Raw genomic sequence first — 21,493 nt, forward strand, 5'->3', positions numbered from 1 at the left:
ACTGACAAGGCGTTCGGCGGACCTGTCTCAATGTCGAAGGCGCGTGACGCAGGATTTACGCCCGGTATGAAGTTTGGCCGGGGCCGAGTTTCGAGCGATGGGCTGGTTTCGGGCGGTGGCGCGATTTTTCGCGAAAAATACCACCCCCCAAACCCAGATCGGCGCAAAGGGCGGGGAGCGGGGGTGCCGCGGGCGGCCCCCATCCCCCCCCCCCCCCCCCACGCCCCTACCCCTGTTCGGCGAAACGGTCGGGCAGCGTGGTCCGGAAAGGCAGTTTCAGCGCGCGGGTCTTGACCAGCGAGAACCGCTCGACGCGGGCGGGTTTGACCGAGAGCGTGGCGTGGGCCTCGGCCTGGGCCTCTTCCCAGGGGCGCTCTGGTTTCGCGGCGAACCCTTCGTAGAATGTGCGGGCGTCGTCCTCGGCTTCGGCCCAGCCGGCGCCGGGCAGGCCTTTCCCTGGGCCGCGGGCGATCTGCATCCGGATGGTGTTGCCCTCGGACAGCACGCTTCGGTTGGCGTATTTCAGATGCGCGAGATAAAGCCCACGGGGCATGTGAAACGGGAAGTCCGCCAGCTTGCGCGGCGCGACCTTGACCCCGTGCAGCTGGAAAGAGACCGGGCGGCGCGCGGCCACGGCCTTGGAATAATGACCCGAGAACGCAATGGCGCGGCGCTGCGAGAACACCGTGCCATCCGTCATCTCGGAGTCCTCATCGCGCATGACCAGATCGAATCCAAGGGCCGTGGCGACAGGGCCATCGACCGAGGTCAGCACCTCGGGCAGGCCGGACCAGAGGTCTGGGTCGTAGCAGATCAGCTCGTCCGCGTCGGTGCGGATCACCCAGTCGTAGAGCTTGGACAGCCCGGCGTGGAAGCCGTCCAGCATCTCGGCCCGCGTCCGGTCGAAGTTGTCGAAGCGGTCGCGCGGGACGGTGATGATCGAAGCCTCGGGGCAGATTTCGGCGATACGCGGATCGGCGCCATGCGCCACGACAAAGAGGTTCTGCGCCCCGATCAGCCGGCCATGGTGGGCGTACCAGCGCGACAGCGCCCAGCAATCGCGGTAGACCATGGTGAGTGCCGCGATCTTCATCCCCTATCCTGCCCGATTGTTCGCCCTGACGATACAGTTTTGCGGCCTGTGCAGCATTGTCGTCAAGCGATTGGTGTCATGGAGGTTTTCCTTGCCAAAAGCGTCACATTCCTGCCCCTTTGTATAGTTGCTGCACGTTAAAAGGTTGGGGGACCGAATGCTGGCGCTTTTTGCGGCCTTGATGGCCAGTTCTTTTGTTGGGTACGCGATGATCGGCACCGGCGGGGATGATGATATCGAAGGCGGCGACGGGATCGACGCGCTGCGCGGCGGCGATGGCGATGACACGTTGCAGGGCCACGGCGGGCGCGATCTGCTGCTGGGCGATGACGGTGACGATCTGCTGCTGGGGGGCACCGGCGCGGATATGCTGAACGGCGGGTCCGGCGATGACACGATGGACGGAGAGACCGGGCATGACATCCTCGAAGGCGGCGAAGGCGACGACTGGCTGAAGGGCGGCCTTGGGCGCGACGCTTTGGTTGGCGAGGATGGCCGCGACCTGCTGGAAGGCGGTCGTGGCAATGACACCATGGACGGCGGCACCGATGAGGACACGCTGTTCGGTGGCGATGGCGACGACTTTCTGCTGGGTGAAACCGGCGACGACCTGCTGCTGGGCGAAGCCGGGCACGATTCCATGGAGGGCGGCGACGGGGCCGACACGATGGATGGCGGCAATGGCGACGACACCCTGTGGGGTCAGGACGGCGACGACTGGATGAAGGGCCGGAGCGGCGTCGATGCCCTGTTCGGCGGCGCGGGTCAGGATACGCTGGACGGCGGCGCGGGCGACGACAACGCGCGCGGCGGGGTCGGCAACGATTACCTGACGGACGACGCGGGCCGCGATACGCTTTCGGGTCAGGAGGGCGACGACACGCTGACGGCGCGATCCGGCGGGGACCTGCTGAGCGGTGGCGAGGGCAATGACCTGCTGGAACAGGGGCGCGATGTCTTTGGGGTCGCGCAGGAGCGCAGCACCTATGACGGCGGCACCGGCAATGACACCATCCGGGCCGAAAATCATGTGGACATGCTGGGGGGCGACGGCGACGATCTGCTGACCACCTATCTGGGCAATTCCGTCGACATGGATGGCGGCGATGGCAACGACACGCTCGAGGGCGGGCTGTTCACCTATCGCCACATTGGCGGCGCGGGCGATGACCTGATCCTCGTCAGCGGCGAGATGGGCGGGACGCGCATCGCCGAGGGTGGCGAGGGCGATGACACCATCCGGCCCTGGACCTCGGCCACCAGCACCTATGAGATTTCGGGCGGCGATGGCGACGATGATATCCGTGGCAATCTGCGCAATGACACCATCGACGGTGGCGCGGGCGATGACCTGCTCGACGGTTTCGACGGCAACGACCTGATGACGGATGACGCAGGCGATGACACCATCCATGGCGGCCGGGGTGATGACACGATCTCGACCCGGGGTGTTGGGGACGATCTGATTCATGGCGACGAGGGTGATGACGTCATCACCGTGCGGACGCTGTCGGCGCAGAATGGCACGGAAGTCTTTGGCGACGCCGGGAATGACACCATCGATGTCAACCGGGAGGCCACGGTGCATGGCGGCGAGGGCGATGACGTGCTGCGGGCGGGCTTTGGCGCGGGTGTGGTGCTGCATGGCGATGCGGGCGACGACACGCTGTATGGCGGATTTTTCGACATGGAGATCCATGGCGACGCGGGCAATGACGAGGTTGTCGTGGGTGGCTCCGATACCTTTGGTGGCAGCGCGCGCATGGCCTATGGTGGCGAGGGGGACGACCTGATCCGCACCGCCTTTGGCGGGTCGCCCTCGCACCAGATGGGCGAAGCGGGCAATGACACGCTGTCGGGTGGCGTCAACGACGACACGCTGGATGGTGGCGAGGGGCATGACCTTCTGATCTCCAGCATCGGGGCCGACCTGATGATCGGAGGCGCGGGGGCGGACAACTTCTTGCTGAACGTGAGCCAGATCGGGCGCGGCGTGGTGCCGGGGGATGACGAGATCAGCGACTTCGACCGCGCGGAGGATGTGATCGTGGTGGTGCATCCCGACGATGCGCCGGTGTCGCTGGACGATCTGAGTTTTATGGACACGGATGCCGGTGTCGAGGTCCGTCTGGGCGAGAGCCTGCTGGTGACGGTGACCTCGGGGGCCTCGGGGTTTGATGTGTCGACCGGGATCGTTTTCGTGGCGCAGGGTGACGTGGATGCGGTGGTGGAGGCCGGAGGCTACGGCCCCCTGCCCCCGGTGCTGCCCGGCCCCGATCCGGTGACGCCGACCGAGGGCGATGACCTGCTGACCGGCACGCCCGGCGCGGACAGCATCGACGGGCTTGGCGGGAATGACACCATCGACGGTGCCGCGGGGGCCGACAGCCTGCGCGGAGGCGACGGGAGTGACCGAATTCATGCGGGTGAGGACAACGTGGCGGGCGTGATCTCTGACTGGGGGACGGAGCGCGTGGGGCCGCCGTTGTACGTCACGGAGGTTGATACGGTCGAAGGCGGCGCGGGCGATGACACGCTGTCCACCGGCAATGCCAACGCGCGGCTGCTGGGCGGCGACGGCGACGATCTGATCCTCGGCGGCAGCGACGGGCATCAGGTGCTGCGTGGCGAAGCGGGCAACGACACGATCATCGGCGGCGATGCTTTGACGCGCACCATGTGGGTGTCGACCGCGCAGTTCGGCGTGGCCTCGGAAATCAATGGCGGCGACGGCGATGACGTGATCGTCGGGGGCAATGGCTATGGCACGTCCTTCCATTACGAGGGTGGCCATATCGGTGGCGCGGGGGCGGATACCTTCATCGCGCTGGAGGATCACGACACGATGGTCCTGCGCGATTTCGACGCGGCGGAGGACCGGCTGATCCTGACAGTCCCGGCGGGCGTGGTGTTGCCGGAGGACGGCGGGCTGAGCTTTGCCGAGAACCGTTACGTCACCGGGCGGTATTACCAAGTGCAGGCCGACCTCGCGGTGACGCTGCGCGACAGCGACGGCGAAGTGGTCAGCTCGGCGGTCATCCCGTCGTGGCGCGCGCTGAGCTATACTCCGGACCTGGAACTGGGGCCGATCGCCATGGACAATCCGTTTGGCGCGGATGTCGTGCAGGTCATGAGCCGCACGGAGGTCGAGGCGCTGGTCCCGGCCTTGTCTGACCCAGCGTTGACCGCCACGGTGTGACGCGAAACCGGGCAAGGCGCGTTGGGGCGCGCCTTGCTGCCCTCTGGCCCTTGCACCTGTCGCGGAGATGGGGGAAAGCGGTGCCATGCCGACGCTCCTGACCCTCCCGCCCGCCGACCGTCACACGCTCCTGGAGGACGTAGTGGGGTTGTTGGTGGGGACGCTCATCATGGCCCTGGCGGTGATGGTGCTGAAAGCCGGAGGACTGGTGACCGGGCAGATCGCCGGGCTGTCGCTGCTGACGAGCTACGCCTCGGGGTGGTCCTTTGGCGCGGTGTTCTTTGTGCTGAACCTGCCGTTCTACGTGCTGGCGCTGAAGCGGATGGGCGTGAAGTTCACGGTGAAGACCTTTGCCGCCGTGGCGCTGCTGTCGGGATTCACCGAGGTGCTGCCCATGGGGCTGTCCTTGCAGGTGATCCACCCGGCCGTGGCCGCGCCGGTGTTCGGCGTGCTGGCGGGGATCGCGCTGATCATCCTGTTCCGCCATGGCGCGACGCTGGGCGGCGTGGGGATCGTGGCGCTGTGGTTGCAGGACACGCGCAAGATCCCGGCGGGCAACACGCAGCTGGCCTTTGACGCGCTGGTCTTTGCGCTGGCCTTTGCGCTGTTCGACTGGCCCTTGGTGCTGATCTCGCTGGGTGGGTCGGTGTTGCTGAACCTGATGATCACGGTGAACCATCGCGGCGACCGTTATATCGGGCGCTCCGCGTGAACATTGACCTGCAAGGCGCTGTCATGACTGAGGATTCTCTGCGGGCCAACCTTGCCGCCGCGTGACTTGGGCGCAAAGATGCGCCGGGGCCGGACAGTGTCGCCGGACCGGGCAAAGAAAAAAGGGCCTCCCGAGAGAGGCCCTTTGAAGGTTCGCTGACAGGGCTCGATTGGTTCACCGCTCGAGTTGTTTTTGCCTGCGGCCCTGTCCGCGCTCAGGGTCAGCGCACCGACCCCAGAACCGGATGGTATTCAAATTGGTCCCATCCACACCGGGCGTCCGGGTTCCGGGGACACGGCCCCCGCACGCCTACCCCCCACATGGGGTATTCCTTGTTACGGTCCGGCTAAGGCGCGGAGCATCCCCGCGCCCTGCCCGGTCTGGATCAGCTGCAACCGCTCGTGGCGCCGCAGGTGTTGCACTTCATGCAGGTGCCGTTGCGGACCAGGGTGTAGTTGCCGCACTCGCCGCAGGCTTCGCCCTCGTAGCCCTGCATCTTGGCCTTGGTGCGTTCGTCCATGGTCATGCTCGCTGCCGCGACCGCGACGGTCGAGGTGCTGGAGACCGCCGCCGCGATGCCCGAGGGGCCTGCGGTTTCGGGGACCAGCGTGTTCAGCGCCGCCACCGGGTCGGTGCCGGTCATGGAGCCGATGCCGCCCTGAAGCACCACCAGTTCCTGCGGCAGACGCTTGCGCAGGTAGCCGGTCGAGGAGATCTGCTTGAGCACCTCCAGCGAGCGGGTCGCGGCGGTTTCCGACAGTTCCTTGACGTTGGCGACGCCTTCCTCGGCCCCGCGGCCCAGGTCATCGAAGGACGCGCCTTCGGGTTTGACATGGGCGAGGTCGGTGCGGTCGAGGTAGCTGACAGCGAGTTCGCGGAAGATGTAGTCGAGGATCGAGGTCGCGTTCTTGATCGAGTCGTTGCCCTGCACCATGCCCGCCGGTTCGAACTTCGTGAAGGTGAAGGCGTCGACGAATTCCTCCAGCGGCACGCCGTACTGGAGACCCACGGAGACGGCGATGGCGAAGTTGTTCATCATCGCGCGGAAGCCCGCGCCTTCCTTGTGCATGTCGATGAAGATCTCGCCCAAGCTGCCGTCCGCGTATTCGCCGGTGCGCAGGTAGACCTTGTGCCCGCCGACCACGGCCTTTTGCGTGTAGCCCTTGCGGCGCTCGGGCATCTTGGTGCGCTCGGAGCGGATGATCTCCTTCACCACGACCTTTTCGACGATCTTCTCGGCCAGCACCTGCGCCTTTTCGGTCGGCGTGCCGGTTTCGAGGATCTCTGCGGCCTCGTCGTCATCCTCGACCAGCGCAGAGGCCAGCGGCTGCGACAGCTTGGACCCATCGCGATACAGCGCGTTGGCCTTGGTGCCCAGCGACCAGGACAGTTCGTAGGCCTTCTGGCAGTCCTGGATCGTGGCCGAGTTCGGCATGTTGATGGTCTTCGAGATCGCGCCGGAGATGAAGGACTGCGCGGCGGCCATCATGCGGATATGCGCCTCGACCGAGAGGTAACGCTTGCCCTTCTTGCCGCAGGCATTGGCGCAGTCGAAGACCGGCAGGTGTTCCACGCGCAGGTGCGGCGCGCCTTCCAGCGTCATGGTCCCGCAGACGTGGTCGTTGGCGGCGTCGATGTCGGCCTTGGTGAAGCCGAGGTGACGCAGCATGTCGAAGGAGGGATCGTTCAGCTTGACCTCGGGGATGCCGAGGACGTCCTTGCAGAAGACCTCGCCCAGCGTCCACTGGTTGAAGACGAAGCGGATGTCGAAGGCGGTGGCCAGCGCGGCCTCGATCTTTTCGATCTGGGCCGGGCCGAAGCCGTGGCCGATCAGCGAGGTGTGGTTGACGCCCGGCGCATTGCCAAGGGTCTGGTGACCGACGGCGTAGCCGATGATTTCCTCGATCTGCGAGGAAGTGTAGCCGAGTTTGACCAGCGCGGCGGGCACCGAGCGGTTGATGATCTTGAAGTAGCCGCCGCCCGCGAGTTTCTTGAACTTCACCAGCGCGAAGTCGGGCTCGATGCCGGTGGTGTCGCAGTCCATGACCAGACCGATGGTGCCGGTGGGCGCGATGACCGAGACCTGCGCGTTGCGGTAGCCAAAGCGCTCGCCAAGACGCAGCGCCTCGTCCCAGCAGCCCATGGCCAGCTCGACCAGCGTGGCGTCGGGGCAGTTGTCGTGGTCCAGCGCGACGGGCTTGACGTCGAGACCCTCGTAGCCGGTGGTCTTGCCGTAGGCGGCGTTGCGGTGGTTGCGGATGACCCGCAGCATGTGGTCGCGGTTGGCCTCGAAGCGGACAAAGGCACCGACCTCGCCCGCCATCTCGGCGGAGGTGGCATAGGCCACGCCGGTCATGATCGCGGTCAGGGCACCACACAGCGCGCGGCCTTCCTCGCTATCGTAGCCGTAACCCATGTTCATCAAGAGGCCGCCGATGTTGGCATAGCCAAGGCCCAGCGTGCGGTAGTCATAGGAGCGCTGCGCGATTTCCTTGGACGGGAACTGCGCCATCAGCACGGCGATTTCCAGCGTCACGGTCCAAAGGCGCGTGGCGTGCATGTAAAGCTCGGCGTCGAACTGGCCGTCCTTGAGGAAGGTCAGCAGGTTCATGCTTGCCAGGTTACAGGCGGTGTCGTCGAGGAACATGTACTCGGAACAGGGGTTCGAGCCACGGATCTCGCCGTCCGTCGGGCATGTGTGCCATGCGTTCACGGTGTCGTGGAACTGGATGCCCGGATCGGCGCAGGCCCATGCGGCGTGACCGATCTGCTCCCACAGCTCCTTGGCCTTGATGGTCTTGGCCACGGTGCCGTCGGTGCGGCGGATCAGCTCCCACGGCTTGTCTTCACGCACGGCCTTCAGGAAGGCGTCGGTGACGCGGATCGAGTTGTTCGAGTTCTGGCCCGAAACGGAGGCGTAGGCCTCGGAGTCCCAGTCGGTGTCGTAGGTCGGGAATTCGATGCTTGCGTAACCTTGACGGGCGTAGTCGAGGACGCGCTTGATGTAGGTTTCGGGGATCATCACCTGCTTGGCGGTGCGGATCGCCTTCTTCAGCTTGTCGTTGTCGGTCGCGTCATAGGCGTCGCCCTGCCCGTCAAAGCCACGGATCGCGTCGAAGATACCATTGAGCATCTTCTCGTGCATCTTGGAGCCGGCCACGATGGAGGCGACCTTCTGCTCTTCCTTGACCTTCCAGTTGATGAATTCCTCGATATCGGGGTGGTCGGCGTCGCAGATGACCATCTTGGCGGCGCGGCGCGTGGTGCCGCCCGACTTGATCGCGCCTGCCGCGCGGTCGCCGATCTTGAGGAAGCCCATGAGGCCGGAGGATTTGCCGCCACCGGACAGCGATTCCCCCTCGGCGCGCAGCGAGGAGAAGTTGGTGCCGGTGCCGGAGCCGTATTTGAACAGGCGCGCCTCGCGGACCCAGAGGTCCATGATGCCGCCCTCGTTCACCAGATCGTCAGACACGGACTGGATGAAGCAGGCATGCGGCTGCGGGTGCTCGTAGGCGGATTTGGATTTGGTCAGCTTGCCGGTCTTGTAGTCGACGTAGTGGTGACCCTGACCCGGACCGTCGATGCCATAGGCCCAGTGCAAGCCGGTGTTGAACCACTGCGGCGAGTTCGGCGCAGCGACCTGACGGGCCAGCATGCAGCGCATCTCGTCGTAGTAGGCGCGGGCGTCGTCCTCGGTGGTGAACATGCCACCTTTCCAGCCCCAGTAGGTCCATGCGCCTGCGAGACGGTCAAAGACCTGCTTGGCCGAGGTTTCGCCGATCTTCGGGGTGTCCTTGGTCTTCGGCTCAGAGCGCCACAGGAACTCGGGCACGCCCTCTTCGGGGACGCGCTTCAGCTCGACCGGAACGCCTGCTTTGCGGAAATATTTCTGTGCGATGACGTCGCTGGCGACCTGGGACCACTTGGCGGGCACTTCGAGCTCGTCGAGCTTGAACACGGCCTTGCCGTCGGGATTGCGGATCTCGCTGCTGGTGGTGACGAATGCCACCTCTGCGTATGCGTCCTGCCCTGCCTTGGTATATTTTCTTTCGATTTTCATCGCGGTCTGCCCCGTCAGAAGTCACCATGTCCATGCCAGCGCTGTGCCAAGGATGCAGGAAACCCGACGCGCAACTTGCGCGGTCCCGGGGTGTCCCCCCCTTCGGTCAGGTCTGTAAGTTCTGTCCCTTGTCGGCGGGCCACTATATGTTGTGGCGCTCTCGTCCGGCTTGCACAAAATGGCCAAGACGGGGGAGAGTCGTCAACGGGTTTTTTACCGAGATCCCCATATATTTTGTGTTGACCCCCACCCCGAACACTAGGGCCTGTGTTGGCGCCCGATTCATTCACAAGCTGTTAATATTCTGCACCTGCACAAACCCGCAGATTTGTGCCTGTTTGCACAACGTTATCCACAGTTCCGCTGAGGTGACGTGAATAACCTTCCCTTCGGAGATTTAACGACTTTTTAACAGAAATTAAGCGCTTCAATGTCGCGGGCATGTAACTCTGCAAGCGCAAAGCGGGAGAGTCAGCCGGAAAACAATCCACACGCATGTATTTTTTGCAGCCTGTCAGAAATGACAGGTCTAGATATTGTATTTGCGGGTAAGGATTGGATTTTGCCGGAATTTGAGGCGACGGCGCTGCGGCAAAGCGTTGCGGAGGACATGCTCGCCCATCCGTTGTGCCGAATCTGCTGGCTCGGGCCTTCGCATGCTTTAGTACACGGCCATCCAAAGCGCCAGCCGTCGCGGACATGACGTGGGGGTAATAGACTGGGCGAGAATCTGGGCATGCGTGTGCACGGGCGTACAGACTTGGACAACCCGCCCGATCGACGCGATAATCGCACAAACGCGGGCATTTATTCAAATTTGGCGCATCGTTTTGCGGCACCTTCCGCCGGCCCCCGCGCAGGAACAGACCGGCTTCAAGATCTCCCGGTCGAGCTGTCGGTGTCGCATTCCCTGCTGGCCCGCGCGGTCGACAGTGCCGGGCGGGCGGAAAAGGATCTGGACGACGTGGTGAACACCTCGGACGCGGACATGATCGCGGCCTGCGCCACCGACGATGTAAAGACCGTTGTGACCTGGAACCCGCTGGTGTCCGAAATCACCGGTTCGAACCCGGGTGCAACGGTCCTGTTCGACAAGGGCATCCTTGGCGAGGGCGCGCCTTCGGCGGGTCTCGTCGGCATCGCCCACCCGGACGGCACCGTCACCGGGGCCGAGTCCAACGTGATGTTCCGCTTTGACGCGAGTTACATGCAGATGGCCGCCGACGGCGCGCTCTGATCCCCGAGGATCATCCCCGCCCCGGCCTTGCGCCGGGGCCTCTTCTCCCAAGCCCCCGGCCCTGCGCCGGGGCCGCCCCTCTCCCTGGCAGACAATGCACATGCGCCTCATCAACCGACATTCCTCCCGCCCGCTGGCGATGGTCTTGGCCGCGCTGCCCTTTGTGGCGGTGCTGCGGATGGCGTTGCCGCAGGTCCTGCCGCGCCTGATTTCCAATGTCCGCCTGTCGCTGGGGTCGGCCTGGCTGTTCCTGATCGCCGCCGAGGCCGTCGCCGCCGACGTGGGTCCTGGCTACCGCATCTTCCTGGTGCGGCGTTGCCTCGCGATGGATGTGATCCTGACCTACGTCATCCGGATCACGGCGCTGGCCTTTGTGCTGGACTGGGGGCTGAAACAGCTGTCGCGCAGGGCGTTCCCATGAATGGAGGCCGGGCTGTGAGTTTCGTCGAAGTGCGTGACATCTGGCAGGCGTACGATGGCCGGTCGATCATCGAGCGCGTCAATCTGGATGTGGCCGAGAGAGGGTTCGTGTCGATCGTCGGCGCCTCGGGCTGTGGCAAGTCCATCTTCCTGCGGCTGCTGCTGGCGGACGAGCGCCCGGTGCGCGGCACGATCACGGTGGACGGCGGCGCGGTGGCCGTCGAGCCGGGCCGCGAGCAGCGTCCCCACCACACCGACCTGACCAAGCTTGCCGGCTGGAAAGCCAAGCGCAAAGAGGCCGAGCTGCCCGAAGGGCGCTGGGCCGAGGAACGCGCCTGGGCGCTGCGCATGGGCCTGACCGGCGCGGACAGCATCGACGACAAGTCGATCCCCACCTTCGCGCGCGGGGAGCTGCCGTATTACGCCCGGATCAACACCTTCCTTAAGGCACCCTATACCGAGGACGTCCTGGAGGTCGCGAACTATGACGCCACCGTGCAGGGCATCCCCTTTGACGGCGGCACCACCTACCGGCCCGGCACGCGGTTGGGTCCGCAGGGTGTGCGCAAAATCTCGGCGCTGTATACGCCTTACAACTACGAGCTGGGCGTCGACCTGCGCGAGCAGATGACGCTGTGTGACGCGGGCCATGTGTTCACCATTCCGGCGAACATCGAGAAGAGCTTTGACCGGATCCGCCGGGCGGTGAGCCATGTGTTCAGCTCCGGCTCCCTGCCGATCATGATCGGTCGCGACCATTCCATCGGCTTTCCCTGCGTGTCCGGGATCGCGGAATGTACGTCGAAGAAGATCGGCATCGTGCATTTCGACCGCCATGCCGACATTCAGGAAAAGGATCTGGACGAGCGGATGCACACGACTCCGTGGTTCCATTCCACAAACCTGCCGAACGTGCCGGCAAAGACCCTCGTGCAGATCGGGATCGGCGGCTGGCAGGTCCCGCGCGAGGCGGTGAAGGTCGCCCGCGAGCGAGAGACCAACATCATCACCATGGGTGACATGGAGAAGATGGGCATCGACAAGCCCGTCGCGATCCCGCACGGCCAGTTCGAGGGCAAGCGCTGGTCCAACCCCGGCCGCACAAGGTGGGTGGGTGATGGCTGGCGCGGAAGAGAAGGGCGCTGCCCCTCGGCCTTGCGGCCTCACCCCGGAGGATTTGGACCAAGAAGAAGCAGGGCGCGCGCGCCATGCCGCATGACCATCATCATCACCACGGCCATGACCATGGGCATGTTCAATGGCATGGGCACGGTCATGCGCATGGGCACCACCCGCGTGACCACAACCACAGCCATGACTCGGACCACCTGCAGTCGCACATGCATGAGCATGACGAGGCGGCGGATCTTCAGGTTCTGGCGGCGCAGTTCATCGACGGTTCGTGCAGGCGAAGGACAAGACAAGTTGCCTAAAGCTGGCGGATGTACCCTTCGAGCGGCCCGGGCGCGGCGGTGGCAAGGCGCTGAAGCTGGTGGACGTGGAACTGACGACCCACTGGCAGGTCGGCACGGCGTCACCGTCCTTTGGATCGCGCGCGTTGAGCCACCTGCCCTTTCCCGCCGAAATGGTGCGCGAGCGCACCAACATGAGCATGATCTACGTCTCAATGGACGAGAAATTCGCGCCGGAGGTGATCTAGCCGCCCCCGCCTTTGGCCATGCGCAGGAGTTGCCGCATCTGCATGGCGGCGTGAGCTGGCACATGATCGGCGCCGCCGTGGAGGTCGGGCTGGCCGCCGTTCTGGCCTTGCTGAACGATCGTTCTGTCCGGCAGGGCGGCTGATGTGAGTGACGCGCGCGGAGCCCATGACCGGGCTCCGCGCGCCTTTTTCCGTCGGGTCAGGCCCCAATCTCAAGCCCCCATCTCAGGCCCCCATCGTGCTCAGCACGCGATCCGGCAACGCCGGGAAGTCATAGAGCCTGTGCCCCGTCGCATGGGCGATTGCGTTCAGCACCGCCGCCCCTGCCCCCGAGATCCCGAGCTCGCCGATCCCCTTGGTCTGGATCGGGTTCGCCCAGTCGTCACGCTCTTCGAGGAACACCACCTGCATGTCGCCGGGCACATCCGCGTGGGCGGGGATGTGGTAGTTCGCGAGGTCGCGCGTCACCACATGGCCGTCACGGGCGTCGTTCTGCATGTCCTCGGTCAGGGCCGCGCCGATGCCCCAGATCATGCCGCCAAGGGCCTGGCTGCGCGCGGTCTTCTCGTTCAGGACGCGGCCCATGGCCATGACGCCCAGCATCCGGCGCACGCGGGTCTCGCCGGTCCATTCGTTCACCGCGACCTCGGCGAAATGGGCGCCGAAGCCGGAGGAAAAATGGCTTTCGGCGGTATCGCCTGCCTCGATGGTGACCTCGGCCAGCAGTTCTTCGGTCACGAGGTCGGCCAGCGCCGCCTCGTGGTTGTCGCCGCGGGCGCGTCCGTCCTGAAGGCTGAGGGCATCCTCGGCGCAGCCAAGGCGCTCCGCGATCTGTGCGCGGATCTTCTGCGCGGCGAGGAAGGTCGCGGAGCCTGCGGAATTGGCACCGAAGGAGCCGCCGGAGCCAGACGCCCCCGGCAGGTCGGAATCGCCCAGCCGCACCTCGACTTGGGCGGTCGGCAGGCCCAGCATCTCGGCGGCGATCTGGGTGAGGATGGCGTAGGTGCCGGTGCCGATGTCGGTCATGTCCGTCTCGACGATGGCCCGGTCGCCCGTCAGCCGCACGCGGGCGGCGGATTTCACCAGCGAACTGGACCGCGCCGCCGAGGCCATGCCCATGCCGATCAGCCAGTCGCCCTCACGCCGGGTCCCGGCCTGCCAGCGGTCGGCCCAGCCAAAGCGCTGCGCGCCTTCGGTCAGGCAATCGGCCAGACGGCGGGCGCTGTAGGGCCGTCCGTCCATGGGATGCGTGTCGGCAAGGTTGTCGAGGCGCAGCGTCAGCGGGTCGATCCCCAGCGCGTCGGCCAGTTCGTCCATGGCGGATTCCAGTGCCAGCATACCCACAGCCTCGCCCGGGGCGCGCACCGATCCGGCGGGCGTGGCGGCAATGCGCGCGACCGTCTGGGTAAAGCTCAGGCCGTCCGCGCCGTACAGGAACTGCGAGGCCTGGCTGACCGGCTCGGCAAAGCTTTCGCCGTCGAGGTTGGACACGCGGTCGTCATGCGAGATCGCCGTGAGCCGCCCGTTCCTCGTCGCGCCGAGGCGCACGCGCTGGGCGGTCTCGCTGCGCCGCAGGACGCTGTCAAAGACGGTCTGGCGGGTCATCACGACGCGCACCGGTCGCCCCAGCTTCTGCGAGGCGATGGCGGCGGCGACCGCCTCTGGCCCGATCCCCAGCTTGGAGCCGAAACCACCGCCCACGTAGGGCGCGAGGATGCGCACCTGCGACGGGTCGATGCCCAGGGAATCCGCCAGTTCGGCCTTGTTGAAGCGCACCATCTGGAGCGCGCTGCGCAGGGTCACGCTGTTGCCGGTCCAGTCCGCGATGGCGGCATGGGGCTCCATCGCCGCCGAGACCTGCGAGGGCGTGGTGTACTCGCGGTCCACGCGCACCTCGGCACTGTTCCACGCGGCATCGAAATCGCCAGCGGTCTCGGGATCGGCGGTCTCTGTCTCGGGGGTGGTGTCCGGTGAGGTTGCGGCGTCCTCGGTGGTGTATTGCACGCTCAGGCGCTGCGCGGCATCCCGCGCGGCCTCGAAGGTTTCGGCGACCACAAGTGCGATGGGCTGACCGTGGTAATGCACCGCGTCGCCCGGTTGCACCGGGGCCTCGCCCGCCATCCCCTGCGCCGGATTGCGGATCATACGCGGGTCGGTGATGACGTCGATCACGCCCTCGATGGCCATGGCGGCAACCCGGTCGATGGCCTTGACCGACCCGCGGGCGACGGTGGCGCGCACCAGAACGCCATGCGCCATGCCGTCCGGTACGTGGTCGGCGGTATAGCCCGCCGTGCCCGAAACCTTCAGCGGTCCCTCGGGGCGGTCCATCGGCGTGCCGATCACGCCTTGTTTCGTCTCGTCCAGCAGGCGCGGCTGCGGGGAGTCCATGGTGAAATGGTCTTTCATGTCGGTCTGGTCTTTCATGCCGGGGCCCTCGCGATGTCGGTGCCTGCGGTGTCGGCCAGCCCGGTAAGCTGGCGCATCGTTGCGATGAAGGTGCGGCGCAGCAGGGTGCGCTTGTACTCGGTGTCGGGATGCGGTGCGGCGTCGGGTGCCAGCGTGTCTGCCACCGCGCGGAACAGGTCGTCCGAGGCGGTCTGCCCGGTCAGCTGGCGCTCGGCCTCGGGGATGACCCAAGGGTGCGGCGCGACGCTGCCGAAGGCCAGCGTGACGGCGTCGATGGTGCCGTCGGTCATCGTCACGGACCCGGCCACCGAGACGAGCGCAAAGGCATAGGACGCCCGGTCGCGTACCTTGCGATAGCCCTGACGGCTGCCGTCGCGCGGTGCGGGCAGGATCAAGGCGGTGATCAGGTCACCCTCGTTCAGGATCGTCTCGCGGTCCGGCTGGTCCTTTGGCGCGGCGTAAAGGTCGAGGATCGGCAGCCGCTCGGTATCGCCACTGGCGCGCCGCACGTCGACCTGAGCATCCAGCGCGGTCAGCGCCACCGCCATGTCAGACGGGTGCGCGGCGAGGCAGTGCTCTGTCGTGCCGAAAAGCGCCAGCATCCGCCCGGCCCCGCCCTGCGCCGCGCAGCCGGTGCCCGGTGCGCGCTTGTTGCAGGCCTGCGAGGTGTCGTAGAAATACGGGCACCGCGTGCGCTGCAACAGGTTGCCGCCGGTGGTCGCCTTGTTGCGGATCTGCGCCGAGGCCCCGGCAAGGATGGCCCGCGACAGCAGCGGCCAGCCTGCCCGCACGCGGGTGTCATTGGCCAGAGCGGTATTGGTGACGAGCGCACCGATGCGCAGGCCATCGCCCTCGGGTTCGATCCCCGACATCCCGTCCAGCCGGGTGATGTCCACGAGCCGTTGCGGCGTCATGACCTGGATCTTCATCAGGTCCAGCAGGTTGGTCCCCCCGGCGATGATCTGTCCGGCGGCCAGATCGTCGAAGGTCGCGGCGCGGTGGTAGTCGAAGGGCCTCATGCCTTCACCTCCGCCGCCATGGCGATGGCCTCGCGGATCAGCGGGTAGGCCGAGCAGCGGCACAGGTTGCCCGACATGCGCTCGGCGATCTCTGCGTCGGTCAGCGCGGCGCCGTCCAGCCCGTCGCTGACGTAGGACGGCGCGCCTTCTGCGATCTCCTGCATCAGGGCGGTGGCCGACATGATCTGGCCGGGCGTGCAGTACCCGCACTGGAAACCGTCCTTCTCGACAAAGGCCTTCTGCAGCGCGGACAGCCGGTCCGGCGTGCCGATCCCCTCGATGGTGGTGATCTCGTCGCCGTCATGCATGGCGGTCAGGCACAGGCAGGCGTTCACGCGCTCGCCGTTCAGCAGGATGGTGCAGGCACCGCATTGGCCGTGATCGCAGCCCTTCTTGGTTCCCGGCAGGCCAAGGTCGTCGCGCAGGGTATCCAGCAGCGTGCGGCGGGGGTCGTGCTCGACCTCGTGAGAGGTGGCGTTGACGGTGAGAGTGGTCTTCATGGGAGCTCCGGTCCGTATGCAGGGATGACTGGGCAAGCGCAGCCGTTCCATGGTCAACCACCGCCCCGCGCCTTTGTTCCCCGACCCGGCGGTTTGCCCCTGTCCCTGTGTGCCGGATCGCAAGGGCCGATGCGTCGGGACCGATCCAAGCCACCGGCGCAGGGCGTGTCGCATTCCCTAAAGCTTTTCCGATTATTCCCTTTGGTTGCGGGATCAATGGCTGGATTTTAGTCACGGGTTAACCCGCGCCCGGCTATCACGACGTATTAACAGGAAACCGGGTGAGGCCGTAGAATGAGCGCCAAGGAAAATCAGGCAGTTTCGGGCGGGATTGCTGACAGCGCGGACCACTCCGCGGCACTGCTGGACGCCCTCAACCGGGTTCAGGCCGTCATCGAATTCGACCTCGACGGCACGATCCTGCATGCGAACCAGAACTTCCTGTCGATCCTCGGCTACCAGCTGGACGACATCGTCGGCCTGCACCACAGGATCTTCTGCGACCCCAAGTATGTCGCATCGGACGCCTACAAGGACCTGTGGATGGGCCTCGCCATGGGGCAATTCACGTCGGGCGAATTCCGCCGGATCACGAAGGATGGTCAGGACGTCTGGGTGAACGCCTCCTACACCCCCATCGCCGGATCGGATGGCAAGCCGGTGAAAGTGGTGAAATTCGCCACCGACATCACCGCGCACAAGCAGGCGGAGCGCGAAAACCTGCGCAGGCAGACGGCTTTTGAAAATTCCAGCGCGGCCATGATGATCATCGACCGCGATTTTATCGTGACCGACGTCAACCAGGCGACGAAGGACATGCTGTCACAGCATGCGGACGCCTTTGCAAAGGCCTGGCCGTCCTTTGATCCGGCGCGGATCCTGGGCATCTGCATCGACAGTTTCCACAAGAACCCGGCGCATCAGCGTCGGATGCTGTCCGACCCCGGCAACCTGCCGTTCAAGACAGAAATCACGATCGGCGACCTGAAGTTCGCACTGAACGTCGGGGCAGTCTTTGACGGCAACGGGTCCTATACCGGCAACATGATGGAATGGTCCGACGTGACGGAAGCGCGCAGCAACTCCGGCATCCTCGCGGCGCTGGACCGCGCGCAGGGCACCATCGAATTCGACCTGACCGGCAAGATCCTGCGCGCAAACGACAATTTCCTCGCGCTCACCGGCTACGAACTGGAGGAAGTGCGCGGCAAGCACCATCGCATCTTCTGCGATCCCGCCTATGCAAGGTCACCGGAATACAAGGAATTCTGGGCCACGCTTGCGTCCGGGGAAATCATCGCGGCTCAATTCCGGCGCTTCGCCAAAAGCGGCAAGGAAGTCTGGATCAACGCCTCTTACAACCCGATCTTCGACGCCAAGGGCGTGCCCTTCAAGGTGGTGAAATTCGCCACCGACATCACCGATCAGAAAGAGATCGAACACAACGTCAAGCAGATCGCCGCGAACTTTGTCAGCAAGTCCACGCATATCGCCGACGAGGCGCAGCGCGTGGCCGAGGGCGCGCAGGCGCTGGGCTGCACGACCGAGGAAATCAGCGCCTCGGTGGAGGAGCTGAGCGCCTCCATCGATTCCATCGCGCAGAACAGCGGCCTCTCCGACGCCGTCGCCAAGCGCACCAAGGTGGAGGCCGATCTGGGCGCGAAGGCCATCGACCGCCTGATCGAGGCGATGGACCGGATCAACTCCTCCTCGGAGGAGATCAGCGAGATCGTCAAGGTCATCGGCGAGATCGCCAGCCAGACCAACCTCCTGGCCTTCAACGCCGCGATCGAGGCGGCCCGCGCCGGTGAGCACGGGCTGGGCTTCTCGGTGGTGGCCGACGAGGTCCGCAAGCTGGCTGAAATGTCGTCGCAATCGACAAAGGAAATTTCCAAGCTCATCAACGAGACGGTGAAACGGGTGGCCCAGGGCAGCGAGGTTTCGCGCGAAGCCGGGTCCGCCTTCTCGAAAATCCTGAACGGGATATCGGAGACGACGGAATCCATCACCCAGATCACCGTGGCCGCGAACGAACAGCAGACCGCCGCCCGCGACGTGGCCGAGGCCATCCAAAGCATCGTCGGTGCCGCCGAGCAATCGGTCATCGCCTCCGACTCCATCGCCGCCGCCACCGAAGAGATGAAGCTGGGCGCGCAGGGGCTGACCGACGAAATCTCCAAGCTGGACCGATGAATGGCGCAGGGGACGCACGCCTCGATGCATGAGATGACGGACCGCCGGACGCCTGCCATGAGCGACGGCGAATTTGCCACGCTCCGACAGATCGTGCGGCGGAACATCGGGATCTCCATCGCCGACGGCAGGCGCTCCATGATGGAGTCCCGGCTGAACAAGAGGCTTCGGGCACTCGATATCCCGACCTACAAGGCATACATCGCCCATCTGTCCGCCCACCCCGCCGAAATGCAGGAACTGACCGACCGGATCACCACGAACGAGACATATTTCTACCGCACCCCCCGGATCTGGGCCCATCTGAACGATGACCTCATCCCCGCGCATGCCGCCATCACGCCACGGCGACCCATGCGCGTCTGGTCGGCGGCGGCCTCGACCGGGGAAGAGGCGCATACCCTTGGGGTCTATCTGGAAGACACCCGCCTGAAGGTTCTCGGGTTCGACTACGAGATTCTCGGGACGGATATCTCCTCCGGCGTTCTGGAAACCGCCAGGGCGGGCGCATACATAGGGCGCCCGGTCGCGCGGTTCCGTGCCGAGCAGCCGCACCTGTTCGAAAAGCACATGCGTGGCAACGAGGAAGACGGCTGGACGGCGGCGTCGGCCATTCGCTCCCGTATCCGTTTCGAGCAACACAACCTCATGCAACCACTCAGGAATACGTCGCCCTTCGACGTGGTGTTGCTGCGCAATGTCCTGATCTACTTCGCGCCCGAGGATCAGGCGGTCATCCTGCGGCACGTCCGGCAGCAGATGCACACCGACGGCACGCTCATCATCGGTGAAAGCGAGTCGCTGAAACACATCGACTGCGACTTTGAGCAGGTGGCCCCGATCATCTACAAGGCCGCCCCCCTGGGCAAAGGGCGGACGCCATGACGACCCTCACCAAGCTCCACGTCCAGATCGGACAGGTGAAGGTTGCCGGACCCGGCCAGATCCTGAGCGCAATCCTGGGGTCCTGCATCGGCCTGGCGCTGCTGCATCCGACGCGCCAGGTCTACGGCCTCGCGCATTGCCTACTGTCCGACTCCGGCGGAACATCCCATCAGATCAGCGGGCGCCACGTCGATCAGGCCCTGCGGTCGCTGGTGTCCCTCATGGAGCTGACCCCGCAGGAGTTGCGAAAGGTGCAGGCCATCGTCACCGGCGGCGCAAACATGACCATGGCGCCGGAAACCGATCCCACCCGGCTGGTCGGCTCGATCAACGCCAGCAGCGCTTACAAGGCCGTGCGGGGTCTGGGGATCCGCAATCTCCACGACGACACCGGCGGCATCCTTGGGCGGCAGATCAACATTGATTGCACCACAGGCACCTTCGACATTCGGCAAATACCGCGTTTGGGGGGCAGCCATGTCAGCGCAACCAAGTGATCTGGGCGCGGCGGCAGCCCACGGGCAACCCGACCCCGAGACCGGGATCGACGCGATGACCGACAGGGATGCGGTGATGCCCCGGACAAGCGCACCGTCGCAGGGCCGCATCTTTGGCACATTCTGGCTGGACAACACCGAATTCGCGCTCGACATCGAGGTCTTCCGCGAGGCGGTCAAGGAGCCGGCCGCGATCTCGGTCGTGCCGCTGTCACCGCCCTACATGAAGGGGCTTTTCAACCTTCGCGGTACGATCATCCCGATCGTCGACCTCCGCCGTCTGCTCGACATGCCCGCGCCGGAGGCTGCGATCCGGGACCGTCAGGTCGCAATCGTCGACGACGGCCAGATCTGCGTCGGCCTGTTGGTGGACCGGACGGGACAGGTTCTGACGATCCGCGAAGAGGACCGCGTCGACCTCCGCACCGATGGGGACAAGACGCGGGACGTGGTCATCCAGGGTTTCCTGAAACTCGACGGCGGCCAGCGGATCATCCAGATCCTCGATCCGCGCGAGGTGCTCGGCCTCAAGAAGGTCCCGCGCGGCGAGACGCTGTGGGGCAATGGCTCGCGCCTTCAGGCCAACCGGCGCAGGGGACGGTTCAACTGCCTGACGTTCCAGTTCGGGCACACCACATGCGCCATCGACCTGCGCCACGTCGTCGAAGTCCGTAACGCCCCGGAAATCAACGACTCCGTCCTCGTGCAGGACTGTTTCATCGGCATCACCCATCTGCGCGGAGAGATCCTTCCCGTCGCGGATTTCCGCAACTTCATGGGGGACGAGGCCCGCCTGAAATCCAGCGCGTCGGCCCGCCCGTTGCGAAAGATGCTTGTGATTCAGACGGATGGCGGCCTGATCGGGCTTCTGGTCTATTCCGTCGACAACATCATGTCGAGCTTCGAGGACGAGATACATCCCTTCACCAAACTCGCGATCCCGCGCGGTGACATCGTGCGGGGCTGCGTCATCGGCAAGAACGAGCAGATCATCATGCTGATCGACTACGAGGCGTTGCGCCGCGTGCCGATCCTCGTGGAAACCGCGCAGCGCTGCCGCGACGTTCACCAGCAGGACACCGCCGAACAGAAGAAGACCGCGAAAAAGCAGATAGGCGCCCGGATGACATTCATCGTGTTCACGCTGGATCGGCCGCTGGCGCTGGACACCGCTCAGGTCAGCGAGGTCATCAAGTACCCCGACACGCTGTTGAAACCGCCCTACTCGCTGGATTTCGTGGATGGCATCCTCGACCTGCGGGGCGAGATGATAACGATCCTCAATGCCCGCAGGATCTATGGCCTGCCAGAGAACGCAGCGGCAGCGAAACGGATCGTCATCCTGCGTCACGAGGGCGAAAAATACGGCCTCGTGGTCGACACCGTCGAAGAGATCGCGCGGACCAGTCCGCAGCAGGTGACGGGCAAGATGACGATCAATGCGGGGAATGTGTCTCGTAAAATTGTCGAGGATGATGCCGGCTGCATCAAAAGCACCAAGCATGGGGCTGTCATGGTCATAGACGCGGGGTCGCTGATCCGGCGCTGCCTGAAGATGGCGGACGGACAACCGCTGGATGCGATGGAGCCGCGATAGTGGCAGAAACGT

14 protein-coding genes are annotated in these 21,493 nt (G+C 65.1%); 9 read left to right on the plus strand and 5 right to left on the minus strand.

Annotated features, from left to right (window positions below):
- Nucleotides 1-226: 226 nt before the first annotated feature.
- Nucleotides 227-1,093 carry a glycosyltransferase family 2 protein gene (locus ACP16H_RS00290; RefSeq protein ID WP_425070239.1) on the minus strand — a complete coding sequence of 289 codons (867 nt, stop codon included), beginning with the start codon at nucleotides 1,091-1,093 and terminating at the stop codon, nucleotides 227-229.
- A 157-nt stretch (nucleotides 1,094-1,250) separates the two neighbouring features.
- Here ACP16H_RS00290 and ACP16H_RS00295 point away from each other — a divergent pair, with 157 nt between their 5' ends.
- The gene (locus tag ACP16H_RS00295; RefSeq protein ID WP_425070240.1) at nucleotides 1,251-4,292 is read left to right on the plus strand and encodes a calcium-binding protein; all 3,042 of its coding nucleotides are present in this window, start codon (nucleotides 1,251-1,253) and stop codon (nucleotides 4,290-4,292) included.
- An 85-nt stretch (nucleotides 4,293-4,377) separates the two neighbouring features.
- Nucleotides 4,378-5,004 (plus strand): YitT family protein, encoded by a 627-nt coding sequence (locus ACP16H_RS00300; protein WP_425070241.1) that lies wholly within the window; start codon nucleotides 4,378-4,380, stop codon nucleotides 5,002-5,004.
- 385 nt (nucleotides 5,005-5,389) lie between these two features.
- On the opposite strand, the gene ACP16H_RS00305 is transcribed toward ACP16H_RS00300, so the two are convergent.
- On the minus strand, nucleotides 5,390-9,064 hold the full coding sequence (locus ACP16H_RS00305; protein ID WP_425070242.1) for a vitamin B12-dependent ribonucleotide reductase: 3,675 nt from the start codon (nucleotides 9,062-9,064) through the stop codon (nucleotides 5,390-5,392).
- 898 nt (nucleotides 9,065-9,962) lie between these two features.
- Here ACP16H_RS00305 and ACP16H_RS00310 point away from each other — a divergent pair.
- The 3 genes from ACP16H_RS00310 to ACP16H_RS00320 all read left to right on the plus strand — a co-directional run bounded on the left by ACP16H_RS00310 (nucleotide 9,963) and on the right by ACP16H_RS00320 (nucleotide 12,524).
- On the plus strand, nucleotides 9,963-10,301 hold the full coding sequence (locus ACP16H_RS00310; RefSeq protein ID WP_425070243.1) for a hypothetical protein: 339 nt from the start codon (nucleotides 9,963-9,965) through the stop codon (nucleotides 10,299-10,301).
- 100 nt (nucleotides 10,302-10,401) lie between these two features.
- A complete protein-coding gene (locus tag ACP16H_RS00315) occupies nucleotides 10,402-10,722 on the plus strand; it encodes an ABC transporter permease subunit (protein WP_425070244.1) in 321 nt (106 codons plus the stop codon).
- Between the two features lie 14 nt (nucleotides 10,723-10,736).
- On the plus strand, nucleotides 10,737-12,524 hold the full coding sequence (locus ACP16H_RS00320; protein WP_425070245.1) for an arginase family protein: 1,788 nt from the start codon (nucleotides 10,737-10,739) through the stop codon (nucleotides 12,522-12,524).
- A gap of 82 nt (nucleotides 12,525-12,606) precedes the next feature.
- Here the strand turns inward: ACP16H_RS00320 and ACP16H_RS00325 are convergent, their stop codons facing one another.
- The 3 genes from ACP16H_RS00325 to ACP16H_RS00335 are packed head-to-tail and all read right to left on the minus strand — an operon-like array spanning nucleotide 12,607 to nucleotide 16,309.
- On the minus strand, nucleotides 12,607-14,790 hold the full coding sequence (locus ACP16H_RS00325) for a xanthine dehydrogenase family protein molybdopterin-binding subunit (protein ID WP_425070771.1): 2,184 nt from the start codon (nucleotides 14,788-14,790) through the stop codon (nucleotides 12,607-12,609).
- A gap of 14 nt (nucleotides 14,791-14,804) precedes the next feature.
- On the minus strand, nucleotides 14,805-15,809 hold the full coding sequence (locus ACP16H_RS00330; RefSeq protein ID WP_425070246.1) for an FAD binding domain-containing protein: 1,005 nt from the start codon (nucleotides 15,807-15,809) through the stop codon (nucleotides 14,805-14,807).
- On the minus strand, nucleotides 15,806-16,309 hold the full coding sequence (locus ACP16H_RS00335) for a (2Fe-2S)-binding protein (RefSeq protein WP_425070247.1): 504 nt from the start codon (nucleotides 16,307-16,309) through the stop codon (nucleotides 15,806-15,808). The genes ACP16H_RS00330 and ACP16H_RS00335 overlap by 4 nt, the downstream gene beginning before the upstream one ends.
- Before the next feature lie 294 nt (nucleotides 16,310-16,603).
- Here ACP16H_RS00335 and ACP16H_RS00340 point away from each other — a divergent pair, with 294 nt between their 5' ends.
- The 4 genes from ACP16H_RS00340 to ACP16H_RS00355 are packed head-to-tail and all read left to right on the plus strand — an operon-like array spanning nucleotide 16,604 to nucleotide 21,481.
- Entirely contained in the window at nucleotides 16,604-18,502 is a 1,899-nt protein-coding gene (locus ACP16H_RS00340; RefSeq protein ID WP_425070248.1) for a methyl-accepting chemotaxis protein, read from the plus strand.
- Between the two features lie 57 nt (nucleotides 18,503-18,559).
- Nucleotides 18,560-19,387 (plus strand): CheR family methyltransferase, encoded by an 828-nt coding sequence (locus tag ACP16H_RS00345; RefSeq protein ID WP_425070249.1) that lies wholly within the window; start codon nucleotides 18,560-18,562, stop codon nucleotides 19,385-19,387.
- Nucleotides 19,384-19,884, plus strand: a complete 501-nt coding sequence (locus ACP16H_RS00350; protein WP_425070250.1) for a chemotaxis protein CheD — start codon at nucleotides 19,384-19,386, stop codon at nucleotides 19,882-19,884. The genes ACP16H_RS00345 and ACP16H_RS00350 overlap by 4 nt, the downstream gene beginning before the upstream one ends.
- The gene (locus tag ACP16H_RS00355) at nucleotides 19,865-21,481 is read left to right on the plus strand and encodes a chemotaxis protein CheW (RefSeq protein ID WP_425070251.1); all 1,617 of its coding nucleotides are present in this window, start codon (nucleotides 19,865-19,867) and stop codon (nucleotides 21,479-21,481) included. Before ACP16H_RS00350 ends, ACP16H_RS00355 begins: the two co-directional genes overlap by 20 nt.
- The last annotated feature ends 12 nt before the right edge of the window (nucleotides 21,482-21,493 follow it).

Origin of the sequence: Sagittula sp. S175, from assembly GCF_049800975.1 — a bacterium.
GTDB lineage: Bacteria > Pseudomonadota > Alphaproteobacteria > Rhodobacterales > Rhodobacteraceae > Sagittula.